The sequence below is a fragment of the Chloroflexota bacterium genome (genome assembly GCA_014360805.1).
GTDB lineage: Bacteria > Chloroflexota > Anaerolineae > DTLA01 > DTLA01 > DTLA01.
This window is the reverse complement of record JACIWU010000011.1, coordinates 1-16,546: the sequence shown is the minus strand read 5'-3', so window position 1 is coordinate 16,546 and position 16,546 is coordinate 1. Positions and strand designations below refer to the sequence as shown.

The 16,546-nt window shown below is 60.3% G+C and carries 17 protein-coding genes; 12 read left to right on the top strand and 5 right to left on the bottom strand.

What is annotated here, in order from left to right; translation table 11 throughout:
* Position 1: 1 nt before the first annotated feature.
* From H5T65_03195 to H5T65_03180, 4 genes are read left to right on the top strand one after another with little or no spacing between them, the layout of a single operon-like run.
* Positions 2-802, top strand: a complete 801-nt coding sequence (locus tag H5T65_03195) for a pyridoxamine 5'-phosphate oxidase family protein (GenBank protein MBC7258231.1) — start codon at positions 2-4, stop codon at positions 800-802.
* A gap of 22 nt (positions 803-824) precedes the next feature.
* A complete protein-coding gene (gene aroQ / locus H5T65_03190) occupies positions 825-1,265 on the top strand; it encodes a type II 3-dehydroquinate dehydratase (protein MBC7258230.1) in 441 nt (146 codons plus the stop codon).
* Positions 1,266-1,293: 28 nt separating this feature from the next.
* The gene (locus H5T65_03185) at positions 1,294-1,959 is read left to right on the top strand and encodes an FHA domain-containing protein (protein MBC7258229.1); all 666 of its coding nucleotides are present in this window, start codon (positions 1,294-1,296) and stop codon (positions 1,957-1,959) included.
* Complete coding sequence (locus tag H5T65_03180) at positions 1,956-2,723, top strand: 2-hydroxyglutaryl-CoA dehydratase (protein MBC7258228.1); 768 nt, start codon at positions 1,956-1,958, stop codon at positions 2,721-2,723. The genes H5T65_03185 and H5T65_03180 overlap by 4 nt, the downstream gene beginning before the upstream one ends.
* Before the next feature lie 187 nt (positions 2,724-2,910).
* Here H5T65_03180 and H5T65_03175 read toward each other — a convergent pair whose 3' ends face one another.
* Together H5T65_03175 and H5T65_03170 are read right to left on the bottom strand one after the other, a co-directional pair.
* Positions 2,911-3,870, bottom strand: coding sequence for a polyprenyl synthetase family protein (locus H5T65_03175; GenBank protein MBC7258227.1), 960 nt, complete (start codon positions 3,868-3,870; stop codon positions 2,911-2,913).
* 91 nt (positions 3,871-3,961) lie between these two features.
* Entirely contained in the window at positions 3,962-5,023 is a 1,062-nt protein-coding gene (locus H5T65_03170) for a type 2 isopentenyl-diphosphate Delta-isomerase (GenBank protein MBC7258226.1), read from the bottom strand.
* Positions 5,024-5,166: 143 nt separating this feature from the next.
* Between H5T65_03170 and H5T65_03165 the strand changes: the two genes are divergently transcribed.
* From H5T65_03165 to smpB, 4 genes are all read left to right on the top strand, one after another.
* Positions 5,167-5,403 carry an acyl carrier protein gene (locus H5T65_03165; GenBank protein ID MBC7258225.1) on the top strand — a complete coding sequence of 79 codons (237 nt, stop codon included), beginning with the start codon at positions 5,167-5,169 and terminating at the stop codon, positions 5,401-5,403.
* Positions 5,404-5,516: 113 nt separating this feature from the next.
* Positions 5,517-6,860 (top strand): GTPase HflX, encoded by a 1,344-nt coding sequence (gene hflX, locus H5T65_03160; GenBank protein MBC7258224.1) that lies wholly within the window; start codon positions 5,517-5,519, stop codon positions 6,858-6,860.
* A 25-nt stretch (positions 6,861-6,885) separates the two neighbouring features.
* The gene (locus tag H5T65_03155; protein MBC7258223.1) at positions 6,886-7,083 is read left to right on the top strand and encodes a hypothetical protein; all 198 of its coding nucleotides are present in this window, start codon (positions 6,886-6,888) and stop codon (positions 7,081-7,083) included.
* Between the two features lie 493 nt (positions 7,084-7,576).
* Complete coding sequence (gene smpB / locus H5T65_03150; GenBank protein ID MBC7258222.1) at positions 7,577-8,041, top strand: SsrA-binding protein SmpB; 465 nt, start codon at positions 7,577-7,579, stop codon at positions 8,039-8,041.
* 11 nt (positions 8,042-8,052) lie between these two features.
* Here smpB and H5T65_03145 read toward each other — a convergent pair whose 3' ends face one another.
* Positions 8,053-8,946 (bottom strand): M28 family peptidase, encoded by an 894-nt coding sequence (locus H5T65_03145; GenBank protein MBC7258221.1) that lies wholly within the window; start codon positions 8,944-8,946, stop codon positions 8,053-8,055.
* 38 nt (positions 8,947-8,984) lie between these two features.
* On the bottom strand, positions 8,985-10,358 hold the full coding sequence (gene trmFO, locus H5T65_03140; GenBank protein MBC7258220.1) for a methylenetetrahydrofolate--tRNA-(uracil(54)-C(5))-methyltransferase (FADH(2)-oxidizing) TrmFO: 1,374 nt from the start codon (positions 10,356-10,358) through the stop codon (positions 8,985-8,987).
* A gap of 124 nt (positions 10,359-10,482) precedes the next feature.
* On the opposite strand from trmFO, the gene H5T65_03135 reads away from it, so the two are divergent.
* The 4 genes from H5T65_03135 to H5T65_03120 all read left to right on the top strand — a co-directional run bounded on the left by H5T65_03135 (position 10,483) and on the right by H5T65_03120 (position 16,058).
* Positions 10,483-11,697, top strand: coding sequence for an NAD(P)/FAD-dependent oxidoreductase (locus tag H5T65_03135; protein ID MBC7258219.1), 1,215 nt, complete (start codon positions 10,483-10,485; stop codon positions 11,695-11,697).
* Positions 11,698-11,710: 13 nt separating this feature from the next.
* Positions 11,711-12,559, top strand: coding sequence for a methylenetetrahydrofolate reductase (locus H5T65_03130; GenBank protein MBC7258218.1), 849 nt, complete (start codon positions 11,711-11,713; stop codon positions 12,557-12,559).
* 167 nt (positions 12,560-12,726) lie between these two features.
* Positions 12,727-15,171 carry a hypothetical protein gene (locus H5T65_03125; protein MBC7258217.1) on the top strand — a complete coding sequence of 815 codons (2,445 nt, stop codon included), beginning with the start codon at positions 12,727-12,729 and terminating at the stop codon, positions 15,169-15,171.
* A gap of 164 nt (positions 15,172-15,335) precedes the next feature.
* Positions 15,336-16,058 (top strand): class I SAM-dependent methyltransferase, encoded by a 723-nt coding sequence (locus H5T65_03120; protein ID MBC7258216.1) that lies wholly within the window; start codon positions 15,336-15,338, stop codon positions 16,056-16,058.
* On the opposite strand, the gene H5T65_03115 is transcribed toward H5T65_03120, so the two are convergent.
* A partial coding sequence (locus H5T65_03115) for a DUF512 domain-containing protein (protein ID MBC7258215.1) occupies positions 16,005-16,546 on the bottom strand: 542 nt, incomplete at its 5' end. The two genes, H5T65_03120 and H5T65_03115, sit on opposite strands and share 54 nt — an antisense overlap.

Genomic DNA, 16,546 nt, shown 5'->3' with positions numbered 1-16,546 from the left:
AATGTCCATCCTAGACAGCGAGCCGGGACTGCTAGACGCTTTACGGGGCGAGATGACGCCGAAGTTCCTCGCGACGCGGAACGCCGCTGGTGTTCCCAATGTGGTGCCGGTTGTATCCATTCTGCCCTCGGATAACGAACCGGACACACTGTTTTTCGGCAACTTTCTTTTGCGCAAAAGCATCCAGAATCTACAGGAAGATGCGCGACTCTGCGTGCTGGTCATCACGCCGCAACTGGAGGGCTGGGTGCTGCTGGGCGACTTCGTGGAGTTCCAGCGGACCGGCCCCTATGTGGAACGGCAGATGAACAGTTCTTTGTTGCGCTACAATGCTTATACGGGGGTGCGAAACGCGGGCATTCTGCGCGTGAACTCGCTGCTGGGCGCCTTCAAGATAGGGCGACTCAACGTGGCGCTGGATTACCTGCGGACGAAAATGGCCGCCGCAGGAATCCGTAACGCTCAAGGTAGCGGGGTTCATGTACCCCAACCGGTGCGCGCTGAATTCGCCAAGATGGCGGCTGTGAAGGTTCTGGCGTGGCTCGGCGCGGATGGTTATCCCCGTATTGTGCCGGTTCTGTCGTTGCAGCCGGCTGGTGTGGATACGATGGTGCATCGGGTGGGGCGCGATGCGTTCGGGTGGCCCTCCGACGGGGACTTGGTTGCGTGTAACATCCTAACGTTTGAGGCGGTGTCGTATCAACTCAAAGGGCGTTGGGCAAGGTGTGGGAAGAGCGGCGCCGTTACCGTGCATGAAGTGTACGCGGGCGGGCCGCCGCTTCCTGGCGGGCGCATTGCTTGATGCTGTTTCCTGGAGGATGGGAATGACGGTTCGCATTCTTGTGTTGAGCGGGGTGAATCTGAACCTGTTGGGCACGCGGCAGCCAGAAATCTACGGGCGCGACACGCTGGAGGAAATGCAGAGGCGCCTTGAGCAGCATTTTGCGGGTAGGGACGTGGAGTTGCGGTTTCACCAGTCCAACCATGAGGGCGAGATCGTGGAACAAATCCACAAGGCGCGTGAATGGGCCAATGGGATTGTCCTCAACCCCGGCGCCTATTCCCACTACAGCCTTGCCATCCGCGATGCGATCTCCAGCGTGAACCTGCCGGTGGTGGAAGTCCATCTCTCTAACATTCACGCCCGCGAGAGTTTTCGCCATAATCTGGTGATTGCGCCGGTCTGTGTGGGGAGTGTCGTGGGCTTCGGGTGGCGCAGTTACCTTTGGGGCGTGGAGGCGCTGCTGGCTCATCTTTCGCGCTGATGCAGGTTGAGGCGGGAGCAGAGGGGATATGGCCGAGATTCCTGAAGGCGATGTGCCGATGCTTGTCCTGCTGGGCTCACCAGGAGCACGATACTTGTTGACTGCACCGCGGGCGCGCATTGGCCGAGATCCGGGGAATGACATCGTGATCCCGGACAGGCGGGTGTCCAGATACCATGCCGAGATCGTCCGGGAAGGCTCTGAATTCATGCTGCGCGATTGTGGAAGCAAGAATGGCACCTTTGTCAACGGTGAGCGCATCGTACAAGAGAGGCGTTTGCAGGATGGGGATGAGATTCAAGTCGCTTTGTGTTGCGAACTCGTGTTTGTAGGGCCTGGGGCGACGGCTCCGCTGGTAGTAGGCGAGACGGCGCGAGAGCCACGGAAGCCGGGTCTCTCTCTGGATTTGGCGGCGCGACGGGCGTGGGTTGGGAGTGTGGAGGTAGATCCACCCCTGTCACCGGCGCAGTTCCGACTGCTGTACTTGCTGTGGGATGCTCGTGGGCGCGTGGTGAGTCGGGAGGAGATTGTGGCGGCAGTGTGGCCCGAAGAAAGCGCCGAGGGAATTAGCGAGCAGGCGATTGATGCCTTGGTGCGGCGGCTGAAGGAGAGGCTGGCCCCTCTCGGAGCGGACGACTATATCGTTACGGTTCGTGGGCATGGGTTCCGGCTACAGGAGCGGGCGGACGCATGAATGATGAGGGGGCTTGGGTTGGGCTTGACATCGGCTCGCTCACGGTGAAGATCGTTGCCCTGAACCGCGAAGGGCGCCGCATTTTCGCCAAGGTTGTGCCGTCGGGGCGATCGGGGGTACAGGTGGCGAAGGCGCTGCTTGGGGAGGTTCCCACGCAGGCGCGGTTTGTGGTGGTAACGGGTTACGGGCGGGTTTGTATGGAGGACGCTGACCTGGAAGTCTCGGAGATCACCTGCCACGCACGCGGCGCTAAGCATCTGTTTGACGATGTGGGCACCGTCATAGACGTTGGCGGCCAGGACAGCAAGGTTCTTCGCATAGGCACAGGGGGCCGGGTGGTCCAGTTCGCGATGAACGATCGCTGCGCAGCCGGCACAGGGCGATTTCTTGAGGTCATGGCGCGCGCTCTGGATGTAAGCGTTGGCGATTTGGACGACTTGGCGGCGAGGGCCTCTTCGCCGGTAGCCATCAGTAGCACTTGTACAGTATTCGCCGAGTCGGAAGTTGTGGGGCACCTGGCGTCGGGGCGGCGCGTAGAGGACATTGTTGCCGGCCTGCTGGATGGAATTGCGGCGCGGGTTGCCGGGCTGGCGCGGCAGGTTGGGGTGCAGCCTCGTGTCGTCATGACCGGCGGGGTGGCGCTGAACAAGGGGATCGTGAGCCGGCTAGAGGCGTTGTTGGGGATGCCGGTAGTAGCACCGGCAGAATGCCAGATTGTGGGGGCCCTGGGCGCCGCGCTGATCGGCCTGGAGAAGGGGCGCTGACTCCGGGCGGCCGAGTCGGGCGTCGTTTGGGTGATGTTCGGCGCGGCGTTTCACTTCGCATAGTCAAAGCAGCCGAGAATTCAACATGGCAAAATTGTCTGAAAAGGAGACCATGCTATGCGAAGTCTAGTGACATGCGATAGCCAGCGGTTTGCACTCTGGTGGGAGACAAAAGCAGAGAAAGGTGTTACGTCTGGCGGCCGAGAAGAGACTCGGCTAGTGTCCGCAACGCCTCTCGGGATTGAGGCGTAAGCCCCGGGGCAGAGAGCGCAGCCAGGGCTTGTTGTGTATATTCGGCGCTGAGTTGCGCGCAATACTCCTTCGCGCCGACTTCTTCTAGAGCAGCAATCGCGTGGTGCAAATCCTCATCGGATGTGACACCTCGCTGGTATGCCTGTTGAATAATCTCGGCGGCATGCCGCATGTGGGGCGGAGCGCCCAGCTGCAGACCGCTTTCCAGTACATACACTACGGGTAGGCTCTTCTTCCGATTCAGAAGATCATCGCCCGCGGGTTTGCCTGTTACCTCCGGGCGCCCCCAAATGCCCAGAATATCGTCATCTATCTGAAAAGCCATGCCGAGGTTGTAGCCAAAATCGTGGAGGGCCTTGATGATACCAGTGTCATCCGTGGCAACCATCGCACCCATCTCGCAGGCACACGCGATAAGTGAGGCGGTCTTGCCACGAATCATCCAGAAGTAGTCATCCAGGGAGACAGACTCAGCCGTCTCAAACCGCATATCCAGGAATTGGCCTTCCGTGAGGGCGATGCAGGCGGCATCCAGCACATGGAATATGCTTGCAACCCTCATGGCCGGCACGCCCACGTCCAGCAGTCGTCCGAGTTCTAGCCGCGCAAGGGCGAAGAGGCCATCGCCTACATTGATGGCGTGCGCTTCGCCCCACACGCGCCACACCGATTCGCGATGCCGCCTGAACTCGCTGCGGTCTTCTATGTCGTCATGAACCAGGGAGAAGTTGTGTACCAGTTCCACGGCGACGGCGGCTGGCAGGGCCTGGCGCACATCGCCCCCGGCGGCCTCGCACGAAAGCAGTGTAAGAAGCGGACGCAGCCGCTTGCCACCCTTGTACGAAGGCACTTCGGCCAGATTCTGATCCAGCCAGCCGAGGTGATATTGCATCATCCCGTAGAAGGGCTGCAAGAGTGGGTGGGGCACCGCGAGCGCCCTACGGAGCGCGGATTCCACCATGTCTAGCAATCGCGTGTAGGTCGTGTTATCGCCCAACTCCATGTTCCTCGGGTGGAACGCTTTGAAGCCGATCTGTCGCGCGAAGAGCCGAGATGCTTTCTGCACCGATGCAGAACATAGCCAAGCGGAGACCGCGCAGCACCCTTGTTACCTCGTCGCGCAGGGCAGCCTCCGAAACGGCTGCGGCCCGCAGGAAGGGAAGCGCGATTCCCCCAATGTCGGCGCCGAGCGCGATGGCTTTCGCCAGGTCAATCCCTGTGCGAAGTCCACCGCTGGCGATGAGGGGGATATCCGGACACTCTTCTCTCGCCTGGCGAATCGCTTCGGCTGTGGGGATGCCCCACTCGCGGAAATCCTCGGCCGCTTTGCGCAATGGATCATCCGGTCCCATGCGCAGGCTTTCTATTTCGCTCCACGACGTGCCGCCTGCGCCAGCAACATCAACGGCCGATACCCCACAATCCACCAAACGGCGCGCCACATCACCGGAGATACCCCATCCAACCTCCTTGACAACCACTGGTACGGGCAAATCTCGCACAAGACGCTCTATCTTTCGGAGAAGGCCAGCGAATCGCGTGTTCCCACTGGGCTGGAACGCTTCCTGAAGCGGGTTGAGGTGAAGCACTAACGCGTCAGCCTCGGTTATCTCCACGGCGCGCATGCATTCATCCCGCCCGTATCCGTAGTTCAACTGCACCGCGCCAAGATTGCACAACAAAAATACGTCCGGAGCCCAGCGGCGAACCCGGAAGGTGGGGACGAGGCTCTCGTTCTCCACGGCAGCACGGACGGACCCCAGCGCGAGCGCAATGCCAAACTCCTGGGCTACTCGCGCCAGGCGTTCGTTGAGTTCGCCGGCAGCGGGGGTGCCTCCAGTCATGCTGGAGATGAGCAGGGGGCAGGCAAGTTTGTGGCCGAGAAACTCGCAAGCCGTGGAGATGCTCTCCAGGTCAATTTCAGGCAAGGCCAGGTGCAAGAAGCGGTACCGCTCAAGGCCCGTCTTGACATAACTTGAGACCCCGGTCTCCTCAAGCGCTATGCGCAAATGCTCAGTTTTTCTCTGCTCGTGAATATCCCTGCTCAGCGCAACTTACTCCCGTACCAAGTGTTTCTGCTGACGGGTATATTAGTCGCGAAATCCTTGCTTGTCAACGCGGTGATAACTGTGGTAAAATGCGCCGCAACCGTTCCAGGCGTGCCATTCTCTACAATGAAGGAGGCGGGGAAATGACTATTTTTGAGCGAGTCAAGAAGATCATCGTGGAGCAACTGGGAGTCCCGGAGGAGAAGGTCGTACCGGAGGCCCGTTTCCGAGAAGACCTTGGCGCTGATTCGTTGGACCTCGTGGAACTGATCATGGCCTTTGAGGACGAGTTTGGCGGGCGAATCTCCGACGAGGATGCCCGCAAAATCCAGACGGTGGGCGACGCGGTGGCGTTCCTGGAGCAACACGGCGCCCAGTAGCGGCTCCGCGCGACACACAATGCAGTAACCCCACGCAAAGGGTCAGGCAGCCTGACCCTTTTTGTGTTGGTGAGCCGGGGCTAACTTGCAACGGTGTGCTTGGATATGGTATGATGGGTCCATCCCAAATAGACGTTGAGGGAGGTAAACCTATCGCGAACGTTCGGTTGCGCGAAGTTGAGGAGCCAACAGAACAGGGCTTCCTGGTTGGCGCACAACTCAAGGCCCAGCGAAACGACTGGGACATCAGCGATTGCCTGGATGAACTGGAACTTCTGGCGAACACCGCCGGGATAGAAGTTGTCGGGCGCACGTACCAGTATCTGGATGCGATCAATCCGGCCACGTTTATTGGCCCAGGCAAGGTGGCTGAGATACGCTCCCTGCGCGAGAGCCTGGGCTACAACGTAGTCATCTTTGACGATGAACTATCACCCCGGCAACTGCGCGAGTTGGAAGAAGCCTTGGACGTGAAAATCCTGGACCGCACGTCGCTCATCCTGGACATTTTCGCGGCGCGCGCCCGCACACACGAGGGGCGCCTACAGGTGGCCCTGGCGCAGTACGAGTATCGGCTTCCCAGGTTGACACGCGCTTGGACGCACCTCGCACGCCAGGTGGGCGGCTCGGCGGGGCGAGGTGGCATAGGGGGAGTCGGCCTCCGCGGGCCAGGCGAGACGCAATTGGAAGTAGACCGCCGAGAAATCCTGCGGCGCATCGCACAACTGAAAGACGAACTGGAGTCGGTCAGGAAACATCGTGAGCAGTATCGCCGACGGCGAGAACAGGCCAATCTGCCTGTAGTGGCTATCGTGGGATACACAAACGCGGGCAAATCCACGTTGCTCAACACCCTCGCGGGCACGGATTTGCTCGCAGAAGACAAGTTGTTTGCAACCCTGGATCCTACGACCAGACGTATCACGCTGCCAGGCGGACAGGCGGTTCTGTTCACCGATACCGTGGGCTTCATCCGGAAACTCCCCACGACGCTCATCGCTGCCTTCCGCGCAACACTGGAGGAGATTGCAGAGGCAGACCTGCTCCTGCACGTGGTGGACATCTCGCACAAGAACGTTCAGGAACACCTGCGGGAGGTAGAAACCACCCTACGGGAGATAGGAGCGCACCGGATCCCGATTCTCACGGCCCTGAACAAGATAGACCGCCTGGATAATGCCAGTGTGGCAGGTCGTTTGCGCCGCGAATACCCCAACGCCATCCCCGTCTCCGCGAGGACAGGGCAGGGCATTGACGATCTGCTCCAGGCAGTGGCGCGGATGCTGGCCGAGGAGTGGATCACCGTAGAGGCCAATATCCCGTACACGGAGGGTGAGATCGTCGCGCTCTTCCACGAACGTGGGGTTGTGGAACACGAGGATCACGAAACGACTGGCACGCACATCGTCGGGCGAATACCCCGATGGCTGCTGTCGGCGCTGCGACCCTATCTGTGATAATAGCAGTGCGGAGAAATACACGATGAAGATTATGCTGAAGTTTTTTGACTGGCTCGCGAATCACAAGGGTGTCCCTGTGCTCCTGGCGATTGGGTTGATCGTGCTCAACTTCCTACTGGTAGTAGCAAATCCAGAAGGGTGGGGGGCGCGTACCAACGTATGCCTGCACGCGGGCCTGGTCGTAGGGCTGTTCGGCGAGTTGCTCGCCGACGTGCTGTAGCGCACGATAGACTTGCGCGCCCACAGGCTTGCGTCGCAGCCACAGAGGTGAGGGAACAGCACAAGGAGCATCGGTAGGGGCGCATATTCATCTTCCGACTAGATATATTATGTCTATAAGTCGTCTCCCCAGGTGAGTAACTTGACATAATATAGGGTTGCAAACCGGCCCCACAACTCGTACACATGCCGTGGTAGCGCCAGCCATCGTTATCTTACGCGCTCGTACGCCCACGTTTCCAACGCAGGTTCAGGAAGTTTCCGGAGGATTGCCGCCATATACGCACAGCCTCTTACTCAGGCCTGATTGCACACCTTGTTCGCAACTCTTTGCGAATAACGTCAACAATAACCCTCGGACCGAATCTCTGCAGGTCTGTGTTTTGTAATCCCCCGCCTATGTGTTAGAATAGCCTGGGTTCACGAGAGCGCCGCCCTTGGCTTCTTGTTATGTAAAGTTACCACCCGACAATCCGTGGCGGAAAGCCAGGCGTATGGACGAAATCAAGACAGTCGCCACCAACCGGAAGGCCTATCACGACTTCTTCATTGAAGAAACCTTTGAGGCCGGCATCGCACTCACAGGTACGGAAATCAAATCCGTGCGTGCGGGCCGCGTCAACCTGCGAGATAGTTTCGCCCAGATCAAGGGTGGCGAACTGTGGCTGCAGAACGCGCACATCAGCCCCTACGAGCACGGCAACCGTGCCAACCATGACCCCAAACGCCCCCGCAAACTTCTGATGCACAAGCGGGAAATTCTCCGGCTCCAGGGCAAGGTACAGGAACGCGGGTACACGCTTGTGCCGCTGCGCATGTACATCAAGGCAAGGCGCGCCAAGGTAGAGATCGCCCTGGCCAAGGGCAAGAAGTTGTACGACAAGCGCGAGGCCATCGCCAAGCGGGACGCCGACCTTGCGATGCGCCGCACCCTAAAGGGTCGCGACGACGACTTCTAGCGAGTGCCTGCCTAGCGGCCGTAGAGGTATCCTAGCAAAACCATCCCCACTACTTCCAGGCTTTGCGGGGCGACTTTGTCTGCCGTGTCGGCTGTGGTATGCCAGTATGGATAGTCAAAATCAATGATGTCCACGGACGGCACACCACGCTGCGCAAAGGGAATATGATCATCTATCAGGGTGTACCGCACCTCGGGGACAAAATGGCTGCCCCATCCAAGTTTCCGCGCCACAGCCCAGATTTCGGCCGCGAGTTCCAAGTCCGAATTGCCTTCGTAGTAAATCCGAAGGTCATTGTCGCCAACCATGTCCACCAGGATCATCTTGGAAAGCCCGGCTCCCAGTCGCTGCGCGACAATCTCCGCCCCCACCGAGAACGGCCAGTCGTCTATGCCCCCCTTGTCCTCGCCGTCGAAGAATGCAAGCACGACGTTATAGCCGCTCCGTGCCGGATCGTACACACGGGCCAGTTCCAATAGCACCGACACCCCGCTTGCGCCATCGTTCGCACCCAGGATGGGTTCGCCGCGCCGCGATAGAACGGGGTCGCGATCTGCCGCGGGGCGCGTGTCGTAGTGCGCGCCGATGAGAATTGTGCCCGCGCGCTTCCCCTCGTCGCCGCTCCGCTCCGCCACGATGTTACGAATCTCAACTCCGCGGAACTCTCCCGTTACCCGCGTCGGCATCCACCCTACAGCACGCAGCGAGGACTCTATGTAGTCAGCAGTGCGGACGAGGGCTTCGCTACCTACAGGCCGTGGGCCAAACGCCACCTGCGCAATGACATGGTTGTAGGCCCTCTGTCCGTCAAACTCCGCCGCCTCCCCACCCTGGCAAGCCAGCAGGAGCAGCACGGCCGCCAAAACAAACCAGAGGTACTTCGCATAGCATAACACCCTTTTCATGCAAATTCCTCTACCGCGCAACTTCCTCGCCGCTTTGACTACGCGAAGCCACACCGCGTGTGCCCCTCAGTCTCACTTGGCAGTGGGCATACCTCCTCGCCATTCGCCGCCAGATACGCCCGCAACGAGTCCAGCGCCCTTGCCGCATACTCCCGATACCGCACACGCTTCCCCACAGGAGTCTCCAGCGGAGGCAGCAAACCAAAATTCGCCTTCATCGGCTGGAACGCCTGCGACGAAGGCGTGGACACGTACCATAAAAGCGCCCCCACCATGGTGTCCCGCGGAAAGACCAGCAGCGGCTCTCCACGCACATACCGCACCGCGTTGATTCCCGCCACAAGCCCAGACGCCGTTGATCCAACGTACCCCTCGGTTCCGGTGATTTGCCCCGCGAAAAACAGGTCCACCCTCACCCTGCTCTGCAAAGTCGGCAAGAGCACCGCAGGCGAGTTGAGGAACGTGTTCCGATGCATCTGACCATACCGGACAAAGCGTGCTCTCTCAAGCCCGGGAATCATGCGAAACACGCGGTCCTGCTCAGGCCATCGCAGGTTCGTCTGAAACCCCACCATATTGTACAGCGTGCCAGCGAGGTCATCCTGGCGCAACTGGACCACCGCATACGGGCGGCGGCCCGTCCGCGGGTCCTTCAGCCCCACGGGCCTAAGCGGGCCAAACGCCAGCGCATCGTGCCCGCGTCGGGCGATCTCCTCTACCGGCAAGCACGCCTCAAAGAAACGCCTGTCGGCAGCCTCAAAATCCCGCAATGGGATCGTCTCGGCCGAGACCAGCGCCTCCACGAACCGGTCGTATTCCTCTTTTGTCATGGGGCAATTGATGTAATCATCATCGCCACGTCCATAGCGAGAGGCCGCGAATGCAACCGTCATATCTAAGGAATCCGCCGCGACGATGGGAGCCATCGCGTCAAAGAAACTCAGGTGCTCCGTGCCCACGGCTTCCACGATTCGGCTCGCGAGCGCCTCGCTGGTCAGCGGCCCTGTCGCGAGCACGGTTACCCCGGGCGGAATCTCCCGCACCTCCTGCCGCACGACTTCAACGAAAGGATGAGATGCCAGGCTTTCGGTTACCCTCCGGGAGAACTCCTCGCGGCCCACAGCCAGCGCCCCTCCCGCAGGCACGGCCGTCTCCCGTGCACACCGTATGATCAGCGACCCCAACATTTCCAGTTCGCGTTTCAGCAGGCCCAACGCCCGATCCGGCAAATCTGACCCCAGCGAATTGCTGCACACCAACTCGGCAAACTTATCCGTGCGATGCGCGGGCGTCATGACGAGGGGGCGCATCTCGTACAGGCGCACCTTCACACCCCGCCGCGCAATTTGCCACGCCGCCTCGGAACCCGCCAGCCCGGCCCCGATCACTGTAATGAACTCTTCTCCGCTCACGTTCGGAACCTCCCACAGAGAGTATACCACCGCGAGACAGCGCCGACAAAGTCTTGACACCCGACGCTCTCCATGCTACACTGCGGCAAAGGCTTCGCCTTACCCCCATCACGGAGGATGCAAAATGGCGCAACAGTATGTCATCATCGGCAACGGAATCGCCGGAGTAACCGCGGCAGCAACGTTGGCAGAAGGCGATCCCACCGCCCAGATTACCATCTACACCGACGAGAAGTACCCCTACTATCGCCGTCCATGGCTGCCAGACTTTCTGGCCGGCCGCTACCGGCGAGAAGAACTGTACCCGTACACCGAATCGTGGTATTCCAAGCGCCGCATTCAGGTGCATCTGGATACGCCGGTTTCGCAGATACTCCCGAAGGAACGCACAATCGTGCTGGCGTCGGGCGAGAAAGTTCCCTACGATGCCTTGATGCTGGCATGTGGTGGGTACTCGTTCGTCCCGCCCATAGCCAACGCCGCGCTCAAGGGCTGCTTCACCCTACGCACCCTGGACGACGCGCAGACGATCCATGACTACGCGCAGGACAAGAGGGCCGCTGTCGTCATCGGCGGCGGGCTGCTCGGCCTGGAAAGCGCTCGCGGGCTGAGTGCCCTGGGGCTGAACGTTACGGTCATTGAGGTCTTCCCGCGCCTCCTGCCACGTCAACTAGACGCAGAGGGTGCGGCGATCCTGACGCAACTCATTGAGCAAATGGGTATCTCGGTCATCACGGGCACAACCGTTGAAGCGATCGTCGGCACCGAAACCGCTGTAGGCGTGCAACTCAAAGAAGGGAAAACCATTCCCTGCGACATGGTTCTGTTCTCTGCCGGCATTCGGCCCAAACTCCAGTTGGCAAAGGAGGCGGGTCTGACGGTGAACCGCGGCGTCTTGGCAACCGAACACATGCAGACCAGCGACCCGAACATCTACGTCGCAGGCGATGTGGCCGAGTTCCGCGAGCGCATCTACGGGATTATCCCAGCCGCCATAGAACAGGCACGTGTCGCCGCCGCCAACATGATTCGCCCGCAAAGCGAAACCTATGCAGGCACAACCCCTATCAACACGCTGAAAGTCATGGGCATAGACCTCACGTCCATCGGCATCGTGAACCCCGAGGAGCCGGGCTACACTTCCTACAGGCGAAGCGACCCGGCCAAAGGACTGTACAAGAAACTCGTCTTCAAGGACGGGGCACTGGTCGGTACGATTCTTCTAGGAGACCGCAAGAGCGTTACCCTTATGACGCGGCTTGTCAACCGCAAAGCGCCCGTAGAGGCGGCAGCGAGCCAGATGTTGCTGGACGACTTTGACCTCAAGACCCTGCTCTAGGTGCACTGGCGGTATGGAGAACCCCACACTGCCCGAACTGGCGGCGAGCACCTTCGTGCACTGCCTGGAGGTACTCCCGCCCAGGGGCCCCGACCCCACCCGCATCCTCAACTGCTTGCGCGCCCTGCCGGCAGGGTGCATCCACTTCGTCAACGTGGCCGACTCGCCCATGGCGCGGCCGCGCATGAGCGCAACCCTCTTGGGCTCCATCATGCGCGCGCAGACTCCATGGGACACCATCGTGCACCTGACCGTCCGCGATCGCAACCGGGTGGCCTTGGAAGCAGAGATTCTCGGCGCCCGAGCCGCGGGCATTCGCCACCAACTGGCCGTGTCCGGCGACCCGATAACCTTCTCCGACAGAAAGCCCGCCAAAGCCGTCCACGACCTCACCGTACTTGACCTCATTCGGCTTTGCGCCGACCTGGGGCAAGTTGTGGGGGTCGTCTTTGATCCGTCCCCAAATGTGCGCAAGGCCGAGTTGGCCAAACTTGCGCGCAAGGTGCAAGCGGGGGCCGCCTTTGTCATCACCCAGCCCATCTACGACGAGGAAACCATACCGCACATTCAGGAACAGACAAGCGGCTACGGCGTGCCGGTCATCATGGGCATCCTGCCCCTGTACTCAGCAGCCCACGCGGAGTACCTGAACCAGCATGTGCCCGGAATCCAAATCCCCGACGCGCTGCGCAGGCGGATGGCCCAGAGCCAGGATGCGGTGCGAGAAGGCATTGCCATCGCTCGTGTGCTGCGACAAGCGGCGAGAGAGGCTGGTTTCAACGGCATCTGCCTCATGCCGCCCTTCGGCCACTACGAACTGGCCGTGCCCATTCTGGCGGAGGTTTGGCAAGCACAGCCCTGACCGGAGACGAGCGGCCGTATCTCTGCCGACCTATCCCGCGTTCTGCGACCATAGCAGGGTACTATTTTCCTATTGAACTGCCACACTCCCACACGTATACTGGGAGTGAGTCTGGCAGAGCGCAGGTCTTGATCGCCTGCGTGATATCACGGAGTGAGGAGTCCCCTATGGCAGACCAGAAGAAACGCAAACTTGGAGCCGTTCTGGCGCTCTTCCTGCTATTCTCCCTCGTCGTGCCTGCTGTCGCGGACGAGCCGCCGCGCCTCCCGTCCGCGTTCTATGGCACGGTCACGGCGAACGGTGCCAACGTCCCCAACGGCACGTCCGTCTCCGCATGGATCAATGGAGTAAAATACGCCGAGACGACCACGTTTCTGACCACCGTGAACGGGCAGCAGACCTCGGTCTACACCATCACCGTCCCCGGAGACGACCCGACAACACCTGGTGTAGTGGAAGGCGGGAATGAGGGCGACACCGTAGTGTTCAAAGTAGGTGGCAACCTCACCGACCAGACCGGCACATGGCACGAGGGCACCGACGTAGAACTCAACCTCACGGTGAACTACGCGCCGACGGCAGTCTCCGTAAGCCCCTCCGGCTACAATTCCATGCCTGACTATTGGCGTTCTTTCCAGGCCATCTATGAAGACGGCAATGGTTCGGGCGACCTGCGCGATGTCTACCTCATGTGGAACACCACCGCCACCGACAACACCCAGCAGTTCCGATATGACGTCGTCGCGCGGAAACTGTACATCCGCAACGACGCCAACACAGACTGGGTTGGCGGGTTTGAGCCCGGCGCGAACGTGCAACTGACCAATAGCAATGTTACCCTGGACGTATCCCAAACAACGGTGGTTACCACAACCTCGCAGGTCCGCGTAACCTGGACCATTATGCCCAAACAACCCGCCACTTCGGTCAACTGGAAAGTGTACCTGAAGGCGGTGGACTCCAAATCCCAGTCCACGGGCTGGGTGAACCTGGGAACCTGGCGCGTGAACATGTTCCCTAATGTGGGCGGCCTCTCGCCCGCGTCGGGCACCGTGGCTGTGGGAACGCCGCAGACCTTCACCGTTACCTACTCGGACGAAGACGGCGCCAGTACTCTGAAGACCGCCTTTATCCGCGTTACCATGCAGCCTTCGCCCTACACGGAGCAGTTCCGAGCCTACTACAGGCTGTCGGATGGGAAGATGTTCGTCTACAACGGCAGTTCTTGGATTGGTGGACTTGTCATAGGCACGCCCGGAACGATTGAAACCGCGTATGCGATCCTTGATGTCGGCGCTTCCTCTGCCTCTCAGAGCGCGAAGGTCCTGACCGTCAACTGGAACATCACGTTCAAGGCCGGCACAGAAGGCTCAAAAGATGTCTGGGGCTACATCTACGACAACCAGAACTTCCAGGATGGCTGGGTCCTCATCGGTCAGTGGGTAGTTGGCTCGGGCAGTGCAGCGTCCGTCGTGCGCGAGGGCACGCCACCCGAAGGCGACGCTCCCATCCCGCTGGACGCAGGCCCTGACTTCAAGCCCGTTTTCCGCTCCCCTGACGTGTACCCTGGGCTGCCATCGCCCGGCTTCCTGAACCCGGATCGGACGACTACGAGCACCGGCAAGATCACCCCGCCGGACAAACCGACGCCTGCAATTGAAGCCGTGCCTTCTGCACAGTCCTTGGCGCAGCGAGCGCCCTCCCCCAGCGGGATGCCGGTTGTTGGTATATTCGCGCCAGCACAGTCCAACGTTGCGCCGGGCTGGGGGTGGAACTTCCGCGCCCAGGTCAGCGACCCGTCGGGCTACGCCCACCTCGCCCAGGTCTACGTGCTGTTCAGCCTGGATGGCTCCACGCGAAACGCTATCTACGTGCGCTACGACCAGAACACCAACCGCGTCTACCTGCGCGACTCCGACGACACCGTCTGGCTGGGCGGATATATACCTGGTACCAATGTCAAGATTTCCAGCAACAACGGGACGCTAGATGTGTCCAAAACGACCATAAAGACGTATTCGGGCAACTACCTGGACGTCTATCCGGAGATTCTCTTCAAGGCAACCGGAGCGTCGCAGCACTACCGCATCTTCGTGGCAGCGACGGATGACAGCAATAATGAAACCGGCTGGGTGGAAAAAGGATGGCGCAGGGTGAATATGTGGCCTGGCGACGGTGGGGTAACGCCTTCCAGCAATGTCCAGCCGGTGGGCACCACCTACTCGTACACCACGACCTACACAGACCCCGAACAGTGGTCTGACCTAAAGTATGTCTTCCTTAATATCGCTTCCACACCCGGCGGTACAACTCAATCCCTGTACGCATACTATCAGGTCGCCACAAACCAGATTAGGATGAAAGCGGACTCGGGCAGCTGGATTGGTCCCATCACGCCCGGAAGCGCGCAGAATCTGGAAAACTCGTGGGTGATCATCCATGGGGCGGGATGCTCGGTAACTAAGAGCGGAGACATGCTGAGCATGACGTGGAGCATAGAATTCAAGGCGCCCATGGCCGGCACCACGAAGAACATCTACCTCTACGCCCAGGACCGCTACAACTGGATTGACGCCTGGAAGTACGCCGGCTCCATCCAGATCACTCCGTAGCCCCGGACAACTAGCCGCACACTGCAACAGCCAGGCGGTCGTGCGGCCGCCTGGCTGTGTTGTACCTCCCCGCAGCCAGGGGGCCTTCCCACAGAGTTTTGACATCCAGCACCCTCAGCGTATACTAGGCAAGCTTCGGTAATCCATGGCCAGGAAGAAGAACTGTGAGACTATGGCTTGCTTCAATAAAGAGAATCATTCCCGCTCCCCTGAAACGTGCACTGGTCTGGTGCTACAGAGTTGTTCGGCGCTCGCGTATATACCGTGCCCTCCGGCACCGCCCCCTTAGCCACGACAAGATCCTACAGTATTGGGAATCGCCATGGGATGGGCGCAACGCACCTGAGGAGTACCTCAGCGGAGCAGAAAAGAGCGAACTGCTGCTGCGCCTCGTGCGTCAAGTCGTGCGCACCGACGCATCGCTGCTGGAGATCGGCTGCAATGTGGGCAGGAACCTTAACTACCTGTTCTCAGCCGGGTTCGCGGACCTTACAGGCATTGAAATCAGCAAGCAAGCCGTTCACCTGTTGAAAGCAACTTTTCCGGAGATGGCGCAACAGATCCAAATCTATAATGCCCCGGCCGAAAGCGTGCTTCCAACCCTAGATACGGCCTCCTTTGACCTCGTCTTCACGATGGCTGTACTGGAACATATACACCAGGATAGCGAATGGCTATTTCACGAAATCGCGCGGGTGGTCAAGCAATACCTGATTACCATAGAGGACGAGGAGCACATCTCGTGGAGACATTTCCCCCGCAATTACCGGAAGATATTTGAACGGCTTGGCTTACAGCAAATCCACCACGAAGACTGCTCTAGCATCCCAGGGCTAGGCCCAGGCTTCGTCGCCCGAGTCTTCCGAAAGCCCGCGCCGCGCACCTGACGCTACCACCAAGTCGCTCACCCTGTCGGCAAACAGCACCCGCACCCCGAGAGTCTGCTCCAGCCACTCGGGCGAGCGGTCGTCCAACGTCATCCGTCCTTCGTGATCCAGCATGGCCCTGGGCAGCACAACCCACTCGCCCAACTCCCGCCCGCTGAGCGCCGCCGCCACATCCTCCGCCGTCAACAGCCCGGCGACCGTAACGGTCTCACCGAAGAACCGATTGACCACCGCCACCACATCCACGCGGATGCCCCGCTCGCGCCCCAGCCACGCGGCCACATCTTGGAGCACCGGTGCGAACAACACACCCGTTACCCACGTCATACGCTGCTGCATGGGTGCCTCGCCCACGGCCAGTTTGCGCCGCACCCGCGCCCAGTCGTCCAGGAAGAGCCTCACCAACCCCACGCCGTTCTCCACCTGCGGGAAGCCATCGTACGCCGAGGCGCGCGGCGCGCTCGCCCCAGACAGCAAGTAGAACTCAT